The sequence below is a fragment of the Sodalis ligni genome, assembly GCF_016865525.2.
GTDB lineage: Bacteria > Pseudomonadota > Gammaproteobacteria > Enterobacterales > Enterobacteriaceae > Acerihabitans > Acerihabitans ligni.
The window spans coordinates 3,191,527-3,208,445 of record NZ_CP075169.1 but is presented as its reverse complement, the minus strand read 5'-3'; the positions used below and the strand labels follow the sequence as shown (position 1 = coordinate 3,208,445).

The window sequence follows — 16,919 nt, the reverse complement described above, 5'->3', positions numbered from 1 at the left end:
CCATCCCCCCTAAGGAATCAGATATAAGACGGGCGATCGTTTTGCGGCGCGGCGCCCAGCGTACCGAGCAGCGTTTTGCCGATTTCACGGGCGGAGATCACCGCCTGACGGACCGCGCCGGAATCGCCGGATACCACCAGAATGACTTCGTTGCTAAAACTGGTGCCCTTGGCGGGGGAACTGTAGGCCACCACATCCACATTGGCGGATTTCACCGCCGTATCGGCCATCACCACGCCGATGGCGGCGGGCGCGCCGACAATCACGCCGCAGGCTTTGCCCAGGGGCGCGCCGAAGGCCTTTTCCAGCGCATAGCTGGCGCGGGCGCTGTATTGCAGTTCGATATGGCCGGCGTCATTGGCGTAAACGTCGCCAAACGTCCGATCCAGTTCCTTGAGCGCCACTTCCACCGCCCGCTTGACATCGGAGACATCTTCACCGCCAAAGATAATCAAAGAGCCGTGGCCGGCGCCGCCTTTGGTATCGCGCGCCAGCTCAATGCTGACCACTTCGGTGTTGGTGGCTTTCACTGCCTCATCCGCCGCCATGATCTGCGGACCGGCGCCGGTACGTGCGCCAAGAATGCCGATGGAGCGGTAATGTTTTTCCTGCTTCATCGCCGACAGCACCTCGCTGTCGACATTGGCAATCACCAGGCCAATGGTATCGCCGATGGCCGTACCCACAAATTCAGTCAGGTTACAGGTTTTCTCCGACATATCCGGACCTTTATCCAAGGGTGTGTGAGAAGGAGACGCCGTGGCGCCTTCACCGATTTTTTCCATCACCTTAGCCAAAATCTCCTCAATGGCTTTATCGGTGTTCATTCACGTATTCCTTTCGGCAAAAACTTCTCCACATCCCCGTGGGGGCGCGGAATAACATGGGTCGCCACCACTTCGCCGACGTTGGCCGCGGCCATGGCGCCGGCGTCGGTGGCGGCTTTCACTGCCCCTACGTCGCCGCGTACAATCACCGTAACCAGACCGGAGCCGATTTTTTCATAACCGACCAACACGACATTGGCCGACTTCACCATCGTATCGGCCGCTTCGATGGCGGCGGTGAGACCTTTGGTTTCAACCATACCCAGGGCTTCTTGTTGCATTTTGTTACCTCGACCAATCGTTGATATGCTTTGGGTGTCCGGCTGGAAATATACCCAAACGCCGTGAAAATTAATGGCCGTCCTGCATTATAAATAGCGAAAATGATTGGCGCGGCTATAGCAAAAATTAGGTTTGATTATTTAATAAAGCGAGCTGTGACCGGTCAGGGGGAAATGAACAGCCATAGCAAATATCCGTAATTGAAGTTTCAGTATTCAGTTAACCGACTTGAAAAGTAAGAAAAGTTATGATCTGAGCTGATAATGTTCATTCCACAGAAAATGAATAATAACGAAAAAGTGTTATCTGATTTAAAACGACAAACCCAGCATTGACGGTATCTGTAGTCCGATGGGCGCTTAAAATTGATTATGGTTTTACTATTTATTAGCTGCGGCGTTCTCCCGGCGCGGCGGGAAACGGCGTTTAGCCTTATGTGCTATCGAACCCCCGTTTTGATAATTGTGTACCGGAGCACATTATCAAATGGGTAAAAAATGATTGAATCTAAGGTAGCTTTGAAGAAGAAAGGGGGGAATATGAATTCCGGCAGTTTCATGGATTCAGATTTGATAAATAAAATCGCGCAGGATTTCGCTAATGCCACCAATCTGGCGGTTGTGGTGGTGAATATTCACGGCGAGGAAGTCTCGGATTTATATCACTTCACCCCTTTTTGTCAATTAATGCGCCAGGATCCGGAGATGAGCCGGCGCTGCCGTATGAGCGACAGGTGCGGCGGACTGGAAGCGTCAAAATCCAATCAGCCCTGCATTTACCGCTGCCACTCCGGCCTGACCGACTTCTCCATTCCGCTGCTTATCAGCGGACATTTGGTTGGGTTTGTCTTATGCGGACAGGTCCGGGTGCATGACACCGTAACCCTGCCTTCGGTGCAGGACTGTACCAGCAGGGCTTGGCAAAAAGATTATCAATTAACTGAAAGCTATGAAAAAATTCCGGTGGTGGATTTCGATCGCCTCATCTCCTCCGCTGATTTGCTGAAAATGATTGTGGATAACTACCTGAAACAGCAGTTGGAAGTGGTGGTATTCAAGGAGCACGGCGACGGGCCGATAGAACGCCGGACGGCGGTTCCCAGCCAGCACGAGAGCAAGATGAAAAAAGCGTTGCGCTGCATCGACAATCATTACTTCGAGGATCTGCGGCTGGAAGACGTGGCGGCGATGGTCTACCTCAGTCCCTATTATTTCAGCAAACTGTTCAAGAAATACCAGGGGATCGGCTTCAACGCTTATGTTAATCAATTGCGTATGCAAAGCGCCCGGCAGATGCTTGAACAAAGCGATTGGCCCATCGCCACTATTGCCCGTAATCTCGGATTTTCTCAGGCAAGCTACTTTTGCAAGTTATTTCGCCAAACCTACCGTATTACTCCTCAGGCCTATCGTGAACAGCGCTTTTCGCCGCCGGAAAATAAAGATATCGTTGCTTTATTTAATTAATTTTATCTCTTTAAATTGACGTAACAAAAAAATGTTATCGCCGTCCGATAAATTCCAAATAAATCCGCCGCCGCGAACATTTTTTTTGATCCGAAAGGGGGTATATTCCCCTTTGAATACTTTACATTAGTCATCAACGGTCGATTGCCCGGCTTCACAAGGGCCGCCGGCCGCTGTGGAAAAGTACATTTTGCATTCAGGTGAAACGTGCCGCAAGGCCGTTAGGGAAGGAGGTGAAAATCCTCCGCAGCCCCCGCTGCTGTGATGCCGACGACTCCGTGATAACCACTGATCTCAGCCGATTGGGAAGGTTCGGAGAAGGATGACGCCAAGCCAGAAAACCTGCCTGATTGCCCATAGCCTTGATAGGCTCGGTAACAACTCCTTCGGCGGGAAGCGGGTTGTCCCAACAATGCCGTCGGGACAGTGAGTCTCCCGCAGCCTTTGTTTGCGACAATCCCCAGCGGCGCCTCTGGGGAGTAACGGGATGAAGATGAAAGCGATACTCATCGGCGGCGCGCAAAGCGGGACAGGCAAGACCTTGCTCACCCTGGGACTGCTGCGCGCCCTGGCGCGGCGAGGTTTGCGGGTGCAGCCCTTCAAATGCGGACCGGATTATATCGACACCGGCTGGCATCAGGCGGTAAGCGGTATTCCCTCGCACAATCTCGATGCCTATATGCTTGAATCGTCAACGCTGAACGGTCTGTTCAACCGTCATATGGCCGATGCCGATATCGGTATCATTGAAGGTGTGATGGGTCTTTACGACGGGCTGGGCAGCGATGGGGATCTCTGCAGCAGCGCATCCCTGGCCAAGCAGCTGCGTGTGCCGGTGATACTGGTTATCGACGGCAAAGCGGTTTCCACCTCGGCGGCCGCAGTCGTCTTGGGGTTCAAGCAGTTCGACCCGGCGGTAAATATCGCCGGCGTCATTATCAATCGCGTTTCCTCGGAAAATCATTTCAACCTCATCAAAACCGCCATCCTCCGCTACTGCAATGTGCCGGTATTGGGTTACCTGCCGCCATTGCCTGACTGGAATTTACCCTCCCGCCATCTGGGGCTGATTCCGGCGCGGGAGTCCGAACGCGGGCAAACCCAATGGGAGCAGTTGGCTGACGGCGTTGAGCAACATATCGATCTGGATAGATTGCTGGCATTGGCCGAGTGCCGCCCCGATGGAGGCCGGCTGCCCGCGCTGCCGGGCCATGAGCGTTATTCCAGGCTGACCCTGGCCCTGGCGGACGACGAGGCGTTTAATTTTTATTATCCCGACAACCTGCGGATGCTGCAGGATATCGGCGTACGAATTATCCGTTTCAGTCCGCTGCACGATCGGGTGTTACCTCCCTGCCAAATGATCTACCTCGGCGGCGGTTTCCCGGAAATGTTCCCGACCCAGCTGGCGGATAATCGGCCCATGCGCCAGGCGCTGCTGCGCGCCGGACAGAACGGCGCCGCCATCTATGCCGAATGCGGCGGCCTGATGTATCTGGGGGCGGCGCTGATAGTACAGGACGGCACCAGCTATCCCATGGTGGGACTGCTGCAGGGCTTTAGCCGCATGACCCAGGGGCTTAAACGCTTCGGTTATTGTGAAGGCCGGTCGTTAAGCGACAATCTGCTGGCGGGCCGGGGTGAAACCCTGCGCGGGCACGAGTTCCACCACTCCGAATACATCACCGATGAAACGCCGCTGTTTCGCATGAGCAAAACCGCCGCCAACGGGGACGTCCACCAGTGGGCGGGCGGGTACGGCGGCGGCAACATTTTCGCCAGCTATCTGCATGTGCACTTCTACCAGCGGCCCGCCATGGTGAAACGCTGGCTTGATCTGGGATGCGCGCAATTATGACGACTGCTGCGATATTGCCTGTTCAACAGGCGGTCATATCCATGAGCGATGCCGGTATGCTTTTGGCGCGGGGAGACGCGGCATGTTGACGCTCAGCGCCTATATTGTCGGTTACTTTCTCGATCTGTGGCTGGGGGACCCTCCCCATTGGCCCCATCCGGTACGCTGGATGGGCAACGCCATCAGCGGAATGCAGCGGCTGATCCGCCGCTGTTGCCCCGGCGAATCCATGCTCTATGCGGGCGGCGGCATACTGTGGCTGACGGTGGTGGGGGGAACCTGGCTGATAGCGGACCTGGTGTTGCGGTTACTGTCGTTCAATCCCTGGCTGCAGTGGCTGGCGGAGGTCTGGTTAACCTATACCCTGCTGGCCACCCGCTGTCTGCGCGATGCCGCCATGGCGGTGTATCACGCCCTGCGGGCGGATACCCTGGAAGAGAGCCGCCGGCAGCTCTCCTATATCGTCGGGCGCGATACGCAGCATTTATCCCGGCCGCAAATCATGCGGGCGGTGGTGGAAACCGTGGCGGAAAACAGCGTCGACGGCGTTATCGCGCCGCTGTTTTGGCTGTTTATCGGCGGCGTGCCGCTGGCCATGGCCTATAAGGCGGTAAATACCCTGGATTCCATGGTGGGTTACCGCACGCCGAAATACCGGGCCATCGGTTATGTCTCGGCAAAACTGGACGACCTGGCCAACTGGCTGCCGGCGCGGCTGGGCTGGATAGCGCTGGCGCTGTCGGCGGGGGCGCTGCGCCTGGACGGGCGCCGGGCCTGGAAAAGCCCCAACTGCGCCTGGTCGGAAGCCACGGTGGCGGGGGCGCTGGGGGTGCGTTTGGGCGGACCCAACCGCTATTTCAATGAATGGGTGGAAAAACCCTGGATCGGCGAGGAAACCCGTGAAATCGATCTGGAAGATATTACCGCCGCCATTCGCCTGATGTACCTGGCTTCCGCCATAACGCTGGTCTTGCTGTGCCTGCTGCGTATTGTCGCGGTACATTATCTGCAACTGAATCTGTAACAACGCCCGGAGCGATGAAAAGAATGCCTTATATCAAGCAACCGCAGCAAATCGAACAGACCAGTTTCGATATTATCCGGGACATTATTGCCCGCGAGCGGCCTGGATTTCATTTCTCCGACCCATGGCAAGAGAAGATCATCCTGCGCGCCATTCATACCAGCGCGGATTTCGACTGGCTGGATATCCTGCATTTTTCCGCCGATGCACCCGCTGGCATCGCCAGCGCCCTGGCGGCCGGATGTACGCTGTATACCGATACCACCATGGCGCTGTCTGGCATCAATAAGCATGAACTGACCCGCCTGGGCTGCCGAATCCACTGTTTTATCGGCGACGAGCTGGTGGCGGCACAGGCGCGCCGGCAGGGCATTACCCGTTCCATGGCGGCGGTGGACCGGGCCGTCAGCGAACCGGGCAAAAGCCTGTTTGTGTTCGGCAACGCGCCGACGGCGCTGTTTCGTTTGCTGGAGCACCAGGCCGCGGGCACCGGCGCCCGGCCGGAAGCGGTGATCGGCGTGCCGGTGGGCTTTGTCGGCGCCGCCGAGTCCAAACAGGCGCTGGCGGAAAGCGGCCTCACCTGTATCGCCGCCCTGGGACGCAAAGGCGGCAGCAATATCGCCGCCGCCATCGTCAACGCCATTTTGTATCAGCTGCGGGAGGCCTGATGGACGAGGTGATTTGGCATAACGGCAAGGCCTATCGCAAGGGCTATACCACCGGTTCCTGCGCCACCGCCGCGGCGAAGGTGGCCGCGCTGATGCTGCTGCGCCAGCAAATCATCGACAACGTCTCCATCGTCACTCCGTCCGGCGCCACGCTGCACCTGAACGTGGAGCGGCCGCTGATAAGCCCGGCACAGGCCACCGCGGCCATTCGCAAGGACGGCGGCGATGACGTGGACGCCACCGACGGCATGCTGATTTTCGCCCGGGTCAGCCTGCGCGGCGACCCGGCTATCGTCATTGACGGCGGCGCCGGCGTCGGCCGGGTCACCCGCAACGGTATCGGGCTGGACATCGGCCAGGCCGCCATCAATAAAACCCCGCGGCAAACCATCGAGGCGGCGGTGCGCGAGGTGATAGGTCCCGGGCGCGGCGCCGACGTGGAAATTTTCGCCCCCGAAGGGGAAGAGCGGGCGCGAAAAACCTACAACGGCCGGCTGGGCATCCTGGGGGGGATTTCCATTATCGGCACCACCGGCATCGTCACGCCGATGTCCGAGGAGAGCTGGAAAAGTTCGCTGTCGCTGGAGCTGGGCATGAAGCGGGCCGAAGGGCGCGAACGGGTGATCCTGGTACCGGGCAATCACGGCGAGCGTTTTGTGCGCGAGCAATTGGGACTGGATCCAGGTGACGTTGTCACCATGAGCAATTTTGTCGGTTATATGCTCAAAGAGACCGAGCGGCTGGGCTTCCGGCAGGTATTGATGGTGGGGCATTTCGGTAAACTTATAAAAGTGGCGGCGGGAATTTTCCATACGCCCAGCCATATCGCCGACGGGCGGATGGAAACCCTGGTAGCCCGGCTGGCCCTGTGCGACGCCCCCCCTGAACTGATGCACCGGGGGGCGGGCCTGCCTTACCACCGAGGAGGCGATGGCGCTGATAAACGATGCCGGCTGGCAGCGGGTCTATCCAGCCATTGCCCGGCGGGTGGCGGAGCGTATGACCGAGCTGCTGCGTTTCTCCCCCCGGCCGCCGCGCTGCGATGCGCTGCTGTTCTCTTTCGATCAGCAGGTGCTGGGCAGCAGCCGGCCGGTGGCGGAATTAACGGAGGCGTTTCGATGAACGATGGCCGCCTGAGCGTGGTGGGACTGGGGCCTGGGGATGTGGGTTATCTTACGCCCCGGGCCAGAGAGCTGATTGAACGCTGCGACGTGCTTATCGGCAGCCCGCGCCAGTTGGCCTGCTTCCCGGAAATACGCCAGGAGAAGCGGTTGCTGGACGCCTCCCTCCCGGCCCTGGCCGCCTGGCTGGCCGCACACCGGGAGCAACGGGTGGTGGTGCTGGCGTCCGGCGACCCGATGTTATACGGCATCGGCGATTACCTGAGCCGCCATGCGGACGGGCCGCTGCTGGTGGTGCCCGGCATCAGCGCGGTGCAATACCTGTTCTCGCGCCTGGGGCTGTCCATGAACGATATTTATCTCACCAGCAGCCACGGCCGCGAACCGGACTTCGATTTTATACTGCGGCACGGCAAAGTGGCCATGATGACCGACCGGCATATCGGACCCTATGAAATCGCCCGCCAGATCCTGTCGCGCGGCCTGCGCCGTACCCTGGCGGTGGGAGAAAATCTCTCCTATGCCGACGAGCGTATCCATATTCTGTCTCCCGATCGCGTGGCGCGGGAATATGACATGAATGTGGTGGCGATCCTCGATGAACACTACCTTACCGCCGGCCATGGCGCGTTGCGGAGCGGAGCGGACAAATGGACGGGTTTCCCTGATGAAAGATGAAGACTTTATTCGCGGCGCCGTGCCGATGACCAAACGCGAAGTGCGGCAGATAGCGCTGGAGCGGCTGGATCTGGCGCAAGCGCAGGTGATGGTGGACGTGGGGGCCGGCACCGGCAGCGTGGCCGTTGAAGCCGCCTGCCGCTACCCGGCGCTGAAGGTCGCGGCCATAGAGCGCAACGCCGAGGCCCTGGACCTGATCCGCCGCAATTGCGACAAATTCCGCCTTGGCCGGGTGCAGGTAGTCGAGGGCGTGGCGCCGCTGCCGTTGCCGCTTCCTTTTGCCGGTCAGACCGACGCCGTTTTTGTCGGCGGCAGCGGCGGCAATCTTCAACAGATTATCCTCTGGGCCGGCGATCTGCTGGCGCCGGGGGGACGGCTGGTGATTAACCTCATCCTGCTGGAAAACCTCAATGAGGCGCTGAAAAGTTTAACCCTACGGGGTTTTAGCCGGCCCGATTGTATCCAAATCCAGGTATCGTCTCTGGTCCGTCTGGGTAATGGTCACTATTTCAAGCCGAACAATCCCGCTTTTATTCTTTCCTGTCAGAAGGAGAAGGTATGACAGAGTCATTTGATCGACGGTTGGTGTGGTTTGTCGGCGCCGGACCGGGGGACCGGGAGCTTATCACCCTTAAAGGGTACCGGCTGCTGTGCCGGGCGGATGTGGTTATCTATGCCGGTTCCCTGATCAACCCCGCTCTGCTGGAATACTGCAAGCCGGAGGCGGAGTGTTATGACAGCGCCGGCATGACCCTGGAAGACATTATCCGGCGGATGCATAAAGGGATAGCCGAAGGGCGGCTGGTGGCGCGGCTGCAAACCGGCGATTTGTCGCTGTACGGCTCTATCCGCGAGCAGATTGAAGAACTGGCCAAACTGGGAATCGGTTTTAGCACCGTGCCCGGCGTCAGCGCGTTTCTCGGCGCGGCGGCGCAAATGGGGGTGGAATATACCGTGCCCGAAGTGTCCCAAAGCCTGATTATTACGCGCATGGAAGGGCGCACGCCGACGCCGCCGCTGGAATCTCTGGAGTCTTTTGCCGCCCATCGCACCTCCATGGCGATTTTTCTGTCGGTGCAGGCCATCGAACGGGTAGCGCGGCGGCTGATGGACGGGGGCTATCCCGCCGACACGCCGGCGGCGGTGATTTTCAAGGCCACCTGGCCGGAAGAGAAAACCGTGCGCGGGACTTTAAGCGATATCGCCGGCCTGGCCCGGGCGGCGGATATCGGCAAAACCGCGTTGATATTGGTCGGTGCCTTTATGGGCGACGAATACCATTATTCCAAACTTTATCATGCCGGATTCTCTCATGAATATCGTCAAGCCTGAGTCGGTCGCCCTGTTTTGCCTGACGCCGGGGGGAATACGGCTGGCCAAAAGATTGTCCGCCCGGCTGCCCATGACCTGTTTTACCAGCCAAAACCTGCTGGAGCCCGGTTTCGAACCGTTTCGCGGCACCCTGTCGCAAACCGTCGCCGAGATCTTCCACCAGTATTCGGCATTGATCTTCATTTGCGCCACCGGGCTGACGGTGCGGGTCATCGCGCCGGTTATCAAAGATAAATTCAGCGATCCGGCGGTGGTGGTGCTTGACGACCAGGGACACCATGCCATCAGCCTGCTGTCCGGCCATATGGGGGGCGCCAACGCGCTGACCCGCTATATCGCCGGTCTTATCGGCGCCGCGCCCGTCATTACCACCGCCACCGATGTTAATCAGCTGGCGGCGGTGGATATGCTGGCGCAGCAGCTGAACGCCACCATGACGGATTTTCGCGAGAACAGCAAAAAGCTCAATCAGCTGCTGGTGAGCGGCGGCAAGGTCGGCCTGTTTTGGGATCGGACCTCCCTGGCCGCCGTCAAGATGCACTGGCCCGAGGAGTATTGCGATACTCGCGGCCTGATTCTGGTGACCGATCTGGACGACTTGCCGGAGCTGGACGCATTGCTGTACGTCAGCCTGCGGGATACGGTGCCGGCGCTGCCGGTGCCGATATATAAACTGATCCCCCGCTGCGTGGTGGCCGGTATCGGCTGCCGACGGGATACCCCGCCGTCTACGGTGTCGCGCCTGCTTAATCAGCAGTTGGCCAGCCAGCATATCGATCCCCTGGCGCTGTCCGCCATCGGCAGCGTGTCCATTAAACAGGATGAGCCGGCGCTGCGCCATCTCGCCAACCAATGCTGCGTACCCTTTGAAATCTACTCCATCGAGGTGCTCAAACCGGTGGCGGCGCGTTTCCCGGTATCCGAATTCGTTCGCCGCGTTACCGGTATCGGCAGCGTGTCCCAGCCTGTGGCCTGGTTGATGAGCAACGGTCGCCTGGTGGGCGACACGCTGCGCACCCAAGGCGTCACCATCACTTTAGGAGTAGCCTGCTGATGCTTTATGTTATCGGTATCGGTCCGGGCAACCAGGGCGCCATGACCCTGGAGGCCCTTGACGCCATTCAGGATGCCGACATCATTGTCGGCTATAAAACCTACACCCACCTGGTAAAACACCTCACCGGCGATAAGCAGGTGATAAAAACCGGCATGTGCAAAGAGATCGAACGGTGCCAGGCGGCGCTGGATTTGGCCGCCGCGGGCAACAAAGTGGCGTTGATCAGCAGCGGCGACGCCGGTATTTACGGTATGGCCGGGCTGATTCTCGAATTGACCACCCAGCAGCGGCTGGACGTGCAGATAAAACTGATACCCGGCGTCACCTCCAGCACCGCCGCCGCCTCGCTGCTGGGGGCGCCGCTGATGCACGATTATTGCCATATCAGCCTCAGCGACCTGATGACGCCCTGGCCGGTGATTGAAAAACGCATCCTGTGCGCCGCGCAGGCGGATTTCGTCATCTGTTTTTATAACCCCCGCAGCAACGGCCGAAAGGATCATCTGGCCAATGCCTTTGCGGCGCTGCGCCGCTACAAGCCCGCCGAGACGCCGGTGGGCGTGGTGCGCGCCGCCGGGCGGAAAAAACAGGAAAAATGGATCACCACCCTCGGCGACATGGACTTTGAGCCGGTGGACATGACCTGCCTGGTGATTGTCGGCAACCGCTCCACCTATTGCCGGGACGGCCTGATGATTACCCCCCGCGGCTATCAATTCGAGCCGGCGGACTAAACGGGGTCGAGGGAAGGAGAGTGAGTATCAATATCCATATTCTCGGCGGCACCTCGGACGCGCTGGCCCTATGCCGGATATTAACGCGCCGGGGCGTGCCCTACAGCCTGTCGGTGGCCACCGCCACCGGCGAGGCGCTGGCGGAGGACGTGGGGGGTGGGCGGCAGGTGGGACGGCTTGATATCGACGGTATGGCGGAGTGGCTGCGCTGCGCCCACCGGGTTATCGATGCCTCCCATCCCTATGCGGAACAGGCATCCCGCACCCTGGCCGAGGCCTGCCGGCAGCGGGGGGTGCCGCTGACCCGCTATGAAAGGCCCAGCGACATCGACGCCATTGTCCATCCCAGCCTGTTCCCGGTGGACAGCATCGAACAGGCCTGCGGACGGGCCGGGCAATTCGGGCCGCGGGTGCTGCTGACCACCGGCAGCAAGCAATTGGCGGACTACGTGCGGCTGCTGCCGGGCAAAACCCTTATCGCCCGCGTACTGCCTTTGTCCGACATCCTCGCACAGTGCGAAGCGCTGGGACTGGGAGTCAATCAGATACTCGCCATGACCGGCCCGTTCAGCGCCGAGCTGAACCTGGCCTTATACCGCCGCTACCGGCCGGACGTCATGATTACCAAAGAGTCGGGCCGGGAGGGAGGCTATATCGACAAGGTGCGGCCCTGCCTGGAAGAGAATATCCCCTGTGTGGTCCTCCGCCGGCCGGTCATGCACTGGCAGGATGTGATTTCCACGCCGGACGAATTTGAACGGCGTCTGGATCGGTGGCTTTGCGCCGAAGACGCCAGCCTGAAGGAATAAGCAATGAAAAAAGCGCTATTAACCGTGAGTTTCGGCACCACCTACCGCGACGCGCGCGTCCGGAATATCGACGCCTGCGAGCAGCGCCTCGCCGGGGCCTTTCCCGACCGGACCCCTTTTCGCGCCTTTACCTCCGGTATGGTGCTGCGCAAACTCGCGCAGCGTGACGGGCTTATCATCGATACGCCGGCCCAGGCGCTGGAGAGACTCTGGCAGCAGGGCTACAAGGATGTGGCGATACAATCCCTGCATATTATCCACGGCGATGAATATGAAAAGCTGGTCCGCCATGCCTCAGGCTGGGACGGCCGCTTCGAGGCCCTGTTTATCGGCGCGCCGCTGCTCAATCATCAGCGGGATTATGGCCGGCTGATAGGGGCGCTGCGGGCCCAGATGCCGTCCCTGGCCGATGATGAACGGGTGGTATTCATGGGGCATGGCACCGGGCATCCGGCTTTCTCCGCTTATGCCTGCCTGGATCATATGCTGGACGCCGAGGGGATCCCGGCGCTGGTGGGGGCGGTGGAGAGTTATCCCGACCTGGATTTGGTCATTGCCCGCCTGAAAAGACAGCGGGTGCGCACTGTCCATCTGATGCCCCTGATGCTGGTGGCCGGCGATCACGCGGTCAACGACATGGCTTCCGATGAGCCTGGCTCGTGGAAAAGCCGGCTGGAACAGGCCGGCTATCATTGCCGCTGCCACCTGCAGGGGCTGGGGGAAAATCCCCTGATCCAGCAGATGTTCGTCGATCACCTGTTGGATCGTATCCCCGAGGAGACGGCCTTATGAGCGGCACTCTTTACGCCATCGGCACCGGACCTGGCGCCGCTGATCTCATCACCGTGCGCGGCGCGCGCACCCTTGGCATCCTGGATATTCTCTATGCGCCGGCGGGGCGTAAGGGCGGCGACAGCCTGTCTCTGAGTATTGTGAGCGAATATCTTTCCCACCGGGTGGAGATTAAATCCCGTCATTTTCCCATGAGCCTGAATGAGGCGGAAAAAAACGCGGCGTGGGATACGGTGGCGGAGGAGATGGCCGCCGACGCGGCGAGCGGGAAACGGGTAGGGTTTATCACCCTCGGCGACGCCATGCTTTATAGCACCTGGGTCTTCCTGCTGGCGCGCCTGCAGCACCGCGTCGCCATCGAGATTATTCCCGGCGTCACCTCTTTTGCCTGTATTGCCGCACGCGCCCAGGTGCCCTTGGCGATGGAAAACCAGTCATTGGCGGTCATGGCCTGCACAGATAACGACGAGGCGCTGGAGCAGGCGCTGCTCACCCATGATTGCGTGGTGCTGATGAAGGTCTACGGCCGCTTTGCCCGTATCCAGGCATTGCTGCGGCGGCTGGATTTGCTGGATCACGCCCTGCTGATGGCGGATGCCTCGCTGCCGCAGGAGCAGTGTTTCCGCGCCCTCGGCGACATGGCGGCGGATCGGGTGCTACCCTATTTCTCCACCGTGCTGGTGAACAAGCGCTGGCCGGCGCAAAGCGCATGAGACGTCTTGCCAAGGCGCGCAGTCGCCGGACGGTTCGGCATTTTCCCAAGGATTCTTTATGACACTCTCAATCATGTTGCAAGGGACCGCGTCCGATGTGGGTAAAAGCGTGCTGGCGGCGGGATTGTGCCGGATTTTTGCCCAGGACGGCCATCGCACCGCGCCGTTCAAGGCGCAGAATATGGCGCTCAATTCCTGGATCACCCGCGACGGGGCCGAAATGGGCCGGGCGCAGGTATTCCAGGCCGAAGCGGCGGGTATCGAACCGGACGGGCGGGTGAATCCCGGGCTGCTTAAACCCACCAGCGATCGGAAATCCCAGGTGATCGTCATGGGGGAGGCGCTTTGCCATATGGACGCCATGGATTACCACCAATACAAACCGCAGCTGCGTCAGCGGGTAGGGGAAGTTTACCGCAGCCTGGCGGCGGAAAACGATATTATCGTATTGGAAGGCGCGGGCAGTCCGGCGGAAATCAATCTGCGGGATCGCGATATCGTCAATATGGGCATGGCGGAACAGGCCGGCGCACCGGTGCTGCTGGTGGCGGATATTGACAAAGGCGGCGTGTTCGCCGCAATCTACGGCACGCTGGCGTTGCTGCGTCCAGAAGAAAAAACGCGGGTAAAAGGCGTGATCATCAATAAGTTCCGCGGCGACCCGGCGCTGCTGCAGCCGGGCATCACCCAGATAGAAGCCCTCACCGGCGTGCCGGTGGTGGGGGTGATGCCCTGGTTTGACGAACCGCTGGAAGACGAGGACGGCGTCGCCCTGCAGGGGGATAAATACCGCCGGGACCTGGGGCGTGATTTGGATATCGCCGTGCTGCAACTGCCCCACATCGCCAACTTTTCCGATTTTAACGCCCTGGCGGCGCAGCCCGATGTGCGGCTGCGCTATGTTAAGCGCGGTACCCCTCTTGGCGTGCCGGACCTGCTGATTATTCCCGGCAGTAAAAATACCCTCGGGGATTTGCTCTATTTGCGGGCCAACGGCATCGATGAAGAGATCCGCGGCGCCCACGACCGGTGCGTGCCGATCCTGGGCATCTGCGGCGGCTTCCAGATGCTGGGCCGGCGGGTCACCGACGGTATCGAATCCGGTTTGGAAGAAACGGAAGGGCTCGGGCTGCTGAACTGCGAAACCCATTTCGAACCGCGCAAGGTGACCACCCAGGTGGAGGCCGAGGGGCTGGCGTTGCCCTGTGGGGTGTTCGCCGCCGGCGGCGGGCTTACCCTCGGCGGGTATTAAAACCACAAGGGGCGGGCCCACCCGGGGGGCGGGGGGGGGCCCTTCGCCCGCCTCACCCGGCAAAACGGCCGGCGTTACGCCAGGACGACGGCGCCATCAATGAACGGGGCGATGTGGCCGGCAGCTACATCCACGGCCTGTTCGATACGCCGCCGTTCACCCGGGCACTGCTGGACGCCCTGCGGGAGCGGCGGGGGCTCAGTCCGCTGAATATGCCGGTGATGGGCTGGCAGGAGCGCAAGCAGCGCTCGTTCGACGCCCTGGCGGCGCAGATGCGCGCCCATATCGATATACCCCGTATTTATCGCATTATGGCGGACATATGATTCTTATTACCGGCGGCGCCCGCAGCGGCAAAAGCGGTCTGGCGGAAATCCTGGCGCAAAGGCAAAACGGGCCGGTGCTGTATATCGCCACCTCCCGTGTCACCGATGGGGAAATGGCGGCGCGGGTAGAGCAGCACCGGCGCCATAGGCCCGCCCACTGGCTGACCTGGGAAGGGCACCGGAATCTCCGTCAGGTTATCCGCGACCATGACCCGCAGGTCACCGCGGTGCTGCTGGCGTGCGTCACTACCCTTATCACCAACCTGTTATTTGATGAGGCGGGGGAACCCCCGCCGGAAGCCATGGATTTCGACGCCATCGAACGGCATATCGCCGGCCAGATCGACCAGTTGCTGGCCGCCTGCGCCGAGGCGACATGCCGGGTTATCCTGGTCACCAACGAACTGGGCATGGGTATCGTACCGGAAAATCTGCTGGCCCGCCGGTTCCGGGATATCGCCGGACGGGTCAACCAGCGGCTGGCCGCCGCCGCCGAGGACGTCTGGCTGGTGATTTCCGGCATTCCGGTCCATATCAAGGGCGCCGGCATTCAGGGAGCGGTGTAATGGAACAATTATGCAAAAACATAGACATACCGGGGGCGGTGCAATGAAACAGCTTTTTGCCGCCATGCAGTTTCTGACGCGCCTGCCGGTGCCGGCGCGCTGGACGGCGGACCTGCCGCTCAGTTCCTATGCCCGCGGCGTCATGTGGCTACCGGTGGTGGGGCTGATGGTGGGGACCCTGTGCGCACTGGTCTTCATCCTGGCCCAGCGCCTGTTCGGCGCGCCGGTGGCGGCGTTCCTGACGGTTATGGCCAACGCCATGGTGACCGGCGCCTTTCATCTCGACGGACTGGCGGATACCTGCGACGGCATTTTCTCGGCGCGCAAACGCGAGCAGATGCTGGAGATCATGCGCGACAGCCGCATCGGCACCAACGGCGCCCTGGCGCTGATTTTTTCCGTCGGACTGCGCACCGTGGCCCTGGCCTCCCTGGCCGGGCATCCCCTCGGCGCTCTGCCCTTTATTATTGCCGCCCCGGTTATCAGCCGGGCCTTGATCACCGTTCTGATGTATCGCCAGCGTTATGCCCGCGAGAACGGCCTCGGCAATGTCTATATCGGTAAAATCAGCGGTGAATCCTTCGCCCTGACCCTGCTCATCGGCATGCTGCTGACCCTGCTTATCGCCGGTCTCACCGGCGCCCTGGCGGCGCTTATCGCGGCGGCGCTGTCTTTTATCTATCGCGCCAAAATCAACCGTACCCTGGGGGGCCAGACCGGCGACACCCTCGGCTGCGGCGTCGAGCTGTTTGAATGGCTGTTTTTACTGGCCGCGCTGGGGGTCATGGCATGAACGGGGGAAGAGCGGCATGAATCTCTATCTGGTACGGCACGGCGAGACCCAGGCCAATTACGACGGGGTCTACTGCGGCCTAAGCGATCTTTCCCTGACGCAGAACGGGCGCTGGCAAGCGCAGCATGTGGCCTGGCAGCTCGCCGAGGTGCCGTTCGAGAAGATAGCCGCCAGCGCCCTGAGACGCGCCAGGGAAACGGCGAACATCCTGCGCCCGCATCTGGAGCCGCAATGTTCCCCGGAGTGGAATGAAATGGCCTTTGGCGAGTGGGAATTGCGCCACCACCACGATTTGCGCCGGGAAGACCCGGAGCGTTATCGCGCCTGGTGCGATGACTGGCGGCATACCGTTCCCCCCGGCGGGGAAGGTTTTCAGGAGTTCTCCCGCCGGGTTGTTGACGCCACCGCGCGTCTTACCGGCGAACAGGCCGGCAATATTCTGCTGGTAGCGCACCAGGGCGTGTTGAGTATTCTGCTGGCCACCTTGCTTGGACTTCCCCCCGACGCCATGTGGCACTTTCGCTTTCGTCAGAACGCCTTTAGCCAGGTCACCCTGACGGACGGATTTTGCGTATTGACATGCTTAAACGACAGCGGCCGGAAAACCGCCCCTTAACCGTT

General features: G+C 60.4%; 16 protein-coding genes, 3 pseudogenes and 1 riboswitch. Of the genes and pseudogenes, 17 read left to right on the top strand and 2 right to left on the bottom strand.

Annotated features, from left to right (window positions below):
• Positions 1–17: 17 nt before the first annotated feature.
• Positions 18–827: a propanediol utilization microcompartment protein PduB gene (gene pduB, locus GTU79_RS14910; RefSeq protein ID WP_132921503.1), complete on the bottom strand. Its 810-nt coding sequence runs from the start codon at positions 825–827 to the stop codon at positions 18–20.
• Complete coding sequence (gene pduA, locus GTU79_RS14905) at positions 824–1,108, bottom strand: propanediol utilization microcompartment protein PduA (RefSeq protein WP_132921504.1); 285 nt, start codon at positions 1,106–1,108, stop codon at positions 824–826. Before pduA ends, pduB begins: the two co-directional genes overlap by 4 nt.
• 540 nt (positions 1,109–1,648) lie before the next feature.
• On the opposite strand from pduA, the gene pocR reads away from it, so the two are divergent.
• From pocR to GTU79_RS14820, 17 genes and pseudogenes are all read left to right on the top strand, one after another.
• Positions 1,649–2,575: a transcriptional regulator PocR gene (gene pocR / locus GTU79_RS14900; protein WP_214514113.1), complete on the top strand. Its 927-nt coding sequence runs from the start codon at positions 1,649–1,651 to the stop codon at positions 2,573–2,575.
• A gap of 181 nt (positions 2,576–2,756) precedes the next feature.
• A riboswitch (cobalamin riboswitch) is annotated at positions 2,757–2,939 on the top strand.
• Between the two features lie 129 nt (positions 2,940–3,068).
• Positions 3,069–4,433: a cobyrinic acid a,c-diamide synthase CobB gene (locus tag GTU79_RS14895; RefSeq protein ID WP_203523059.1), complete on the top strand. Its 1,365-nt coding sequence runs from the start codon at positions 3,069–3,071 to the stop codon at positions 4,431–4,433.
• An 85-nt stretch (positions 4,434–4,518) separates the two neighbouring features.
• Positions 4,519–5,457 (top strand): adenosylcobinamide-phosphate synthase CbiB, encoded by a 939-nt coding sequence (gene cbiB, locus GTU79_RS14890; protein WP_214514149.1) that lies wholly within the window; start codon positions 4,519–4,521, stop codon positions 5,455–5,457.
• 23 nt (positions 5,458–5,480) lie between these two features.
• Positions 5,481–6,125, top strand: a complete 645-nt coding sequence (locus tag GTU79_RS14885; protein WP_203521354.1) for a cobalt-precorrin-8 methylmutase — start codon at positions 5,481–5,483, stop codon at positions 6,123–6,125.
• A pseudogene (gene cbiD, locus GTU79_RS14880) lies at positions 6,125–7,247 on the top strand (cobalt-precorrin-5B (C(1))-methyltransferase CbiD). The gene GTU79_RS14885 and the pseudogene cbiD overlap by 1 nt, the downstream one beginning before the upstream one ends.
• A pseudogene (locus tag GTU79_RS14875) lies at positions 7,244–7,849 on the top strand (cobalt-precorrin-7 (C(5))-methyltransferase); the annotation flags it as partial. The pseudogenes cbiD and GTU79_RS14875, both read left to right, overlap by 4 nt.
• Before the next feature lie 64 nt (positions 7,850–7,913).
• Complete coding sequence (locus GTU79_RS14870; RefSeq protein WP_203521356.1) at positions 7,914–8,486, top strand: decarboxylating cobalt-precorrin-6B (C(15))-methyltransferase; 573 nt, start codon at positions 7,914–7,916, stop codon at positions 8,484–8,486.
• The gene (locus tag GTU79_RS14865; protein WP_132921511.1) at positions 8,483–9,256 is read left to right on the top strand and encodes a cobalt-precorrin-4 methyltransferase; all 774 of its coding nucleotides are present in this window, start codon (positions 8,483–8,485) and stop codon (positions 9,254–9,256) included. Before GTU79_RS14870 ends, GTU79_RS14865 begins: the two co-directional genes overlap by 4 nt.
• Positions 9,237–10,310, top strand: a complete 1,074-nt coding sequence (gene cbiG, locus GTU79_RS14860) for a cobalt-precorrin 5A hydrolase (protein ID WP_203521357.1) — start codon at positions 9,237–9,239, stop codon at positions 10,308–10,310. Before GTU79_RS14865 ends, cbiG begins: the two co-directional genes overlap by 20 nt.
• Complete coding sequence (locus tag GTU79_RS14855; RefSeq protein ID WP_203521358.1) at positions 10,310–11,047, top strand: precorrin-3B C(17)-methyltransferase; 738 nt, start codon at positions 10,310–10,312, stop codon at positions 11,045–11,047. The genes cbiG and GTU79_RS14855 overlap by 1 nt, the downstream gene beginning before the upstream one ends.
• A 20-nt stretch (positions 11,048–11,067) precedes the next feature.
• On the top strand, positions 11,068–11,856 hold the full coding sequence (gene cobK / locus GTU79_RS14850) for a precorrin-6A reductase (protein ID WP_203521359.1): 789 nt from the start codon (positions 11,068–11,070) through the stop codon (positions 11,854–11,856).
• A 3-nt stretch (positions 11,857–11,859) separates the two neighbouring features.
• Positions 11,860–12,648, top strand: a complete 789-nt coding sequence (gene cbiK, locus GTU79_RS14845) for a sirohydrochlorin cobaltochelatase (RefSeq protein WP_203521360.1) — start codon at positions 11,860–11,862, stop codon at positions 12,646–12,648.
• Positions 12,645–13,361 carry a cobalt-factor II C(20)-methyltransferase gene (locus GTU79_RS14840; protein WP_203521361.1) on the top strand — a complete coding sequence of 239 codons (717 nt, stop codon included), beginning with the start codon at positions 12,645–12,647 and terminating at the stop codon, positions 13,359–13,361. The genes cbiK and GTU79_RS14840 overlap by 4 nt, the downstream gene beginning before the upstream one ends.
• A 58-nt stretch (positions 13,362–13,419) precedes the next feature.
• Positions 13,420–14,939, top strand: a pseudogene (locus GTU79_RS14835) (cobyric acid synthase).
• On the top strand, positions 14,936–15,505 hold the full coding sequence (cobU, locus tag GTU79_RS14830) for a bifunctional adenosylcobinamide kinase/adenosylcobinamide-phosphate guanylyltransferase (RefSeq protein WP_214514112.1): 570 nt from the start codon (positions 14,936–14,938) through the stop codon (positions 15,503–15,505). The pseudogene GTU79_RS14835 and the gene cobU overlap by 4 nt, the downstream one beginning before the upstream one ends.
• A gap of 43 nt (positions 15,506–15,548) precedes the next feature.
• Positions 15,549–16,298: an adenosylcobinamide-GDP ribazoletransferase gene (cobS, locus tag GTU79_RS14825; protein ID WP_132927740.1), complete on the top strand. Its 750-nt coding sequence runs from the start codon at positions 15,549–15,551 to the stop codon at positions 16,296–16,298.
• Between the two features lie 16 nt (positions 16,299–16,314).
• Positions 16,315–16,914, top strand: coding sequence for an adenosylcobalamin/alpha-ribazole phosphatase (locus GTU79_RS14820; RefSeq protein ID WP_203521364.1), 600 nt, complete (start codon positions 16,315–16,317; stop codon positions 16,912–16,914).
• Positions 16,915–16,919: the final 5 nt, after the last annotated feature.

Bases quoted from the DNA above. Each gene is read 5' to 3' on its own strand.
- GTU79_RS14840 (WP_203521361.1), top strand. From the start codon at position 12,645: ATGAGCGGCACTCTTTACGCCATCGGCACCGGACCTGGCGCCGCTGAT.
- pduA (WP_132921504.1), bottom strand. From the start codon at position 1,108: ATGCAACAAGAAGCCCTGGGTATGGTTGAAACCAAAGGTCTCACCGCC.
- GTU79_RS14865 (WP_132921511.1), top strand. From the start codon at position 8,483: ATGACAGAGTCATTTGATCGACGGTTGGTGTGGTTTGTCGGCGCCGGA.
- GTU79_RS14855 (WP_203521358.1), top strand. From the start codon at position 10,310: ATGCTTTATGTTATCGGTATCGGTCCGGGCAACCAGGGCGCCATGACC.
- GTU79_RS14895 (WP_203523059.1), top strand. From the start codon at position 3,069: ATGAAAGCGATACTCATCGGCGGCGCGCAAAGCGGGACAGGCAAGACC.
- pduB (WP_132921503.1), bottom strand. From the start codon at position 827: ATGAACACCGATAAAGCCATTGAGGAGATTTTGGCTAAGGTGATGGAA.
- GTU79_RS14870 (WP_203521356.1), top strand. From the start codon at position 7,914: ATGAAAGATGAAGACTTTATTCGCGGCGCCGTGCCGATGACCAAACGC.
- cbiK (WP_203521360.1), top strand. From the start codon at position 11,860: ATGAAAAAAGCGCTATTAACCGTGAGTTTCGGCACCACCTACCGCGAC.
- cbiG (WP_203521357.1), top strand. From the start codon at position 9,237: ATGAATATCGTCAAGCCTGAGTCGGTCGCCCTGTTTTGCCTGACGCCG.
- GTU79_RS14885 (WP_203521354.1), top strand. From the start codon at position 5,481: ATGCCTTATATCAAGCAACCGCAGCAAATCGAACAGACCAGTTTCGAT.
- cobS (WP_132927740.1), top strand. From the start codon at position 15,549: ATGAAACAGCTTTTTGCCGCCATGCAGTTTCTGACGCGCCTGCCGGTG.
- cobU (WP_214514112.1), top strand. From the start codon at position 14,936: ATGATTCTTATTACCGGCGGCGCCCGCAGCGGCAAAAGCGGTCTGGCG.
- pocR (WP_214514113.1), top strand. From the start codon at position 1,649: ATGAATTCCGGCAGTTTCATGGATTCAGATTTGATAAATAAAATCGCG.
- GTU79_RS14820 (WP_203521364.1), top strand. From the start codon at position 16,315: ATGAATCTCTATCTGGTACGGCACGGCGAGACCCAGGCCAATTACGAC.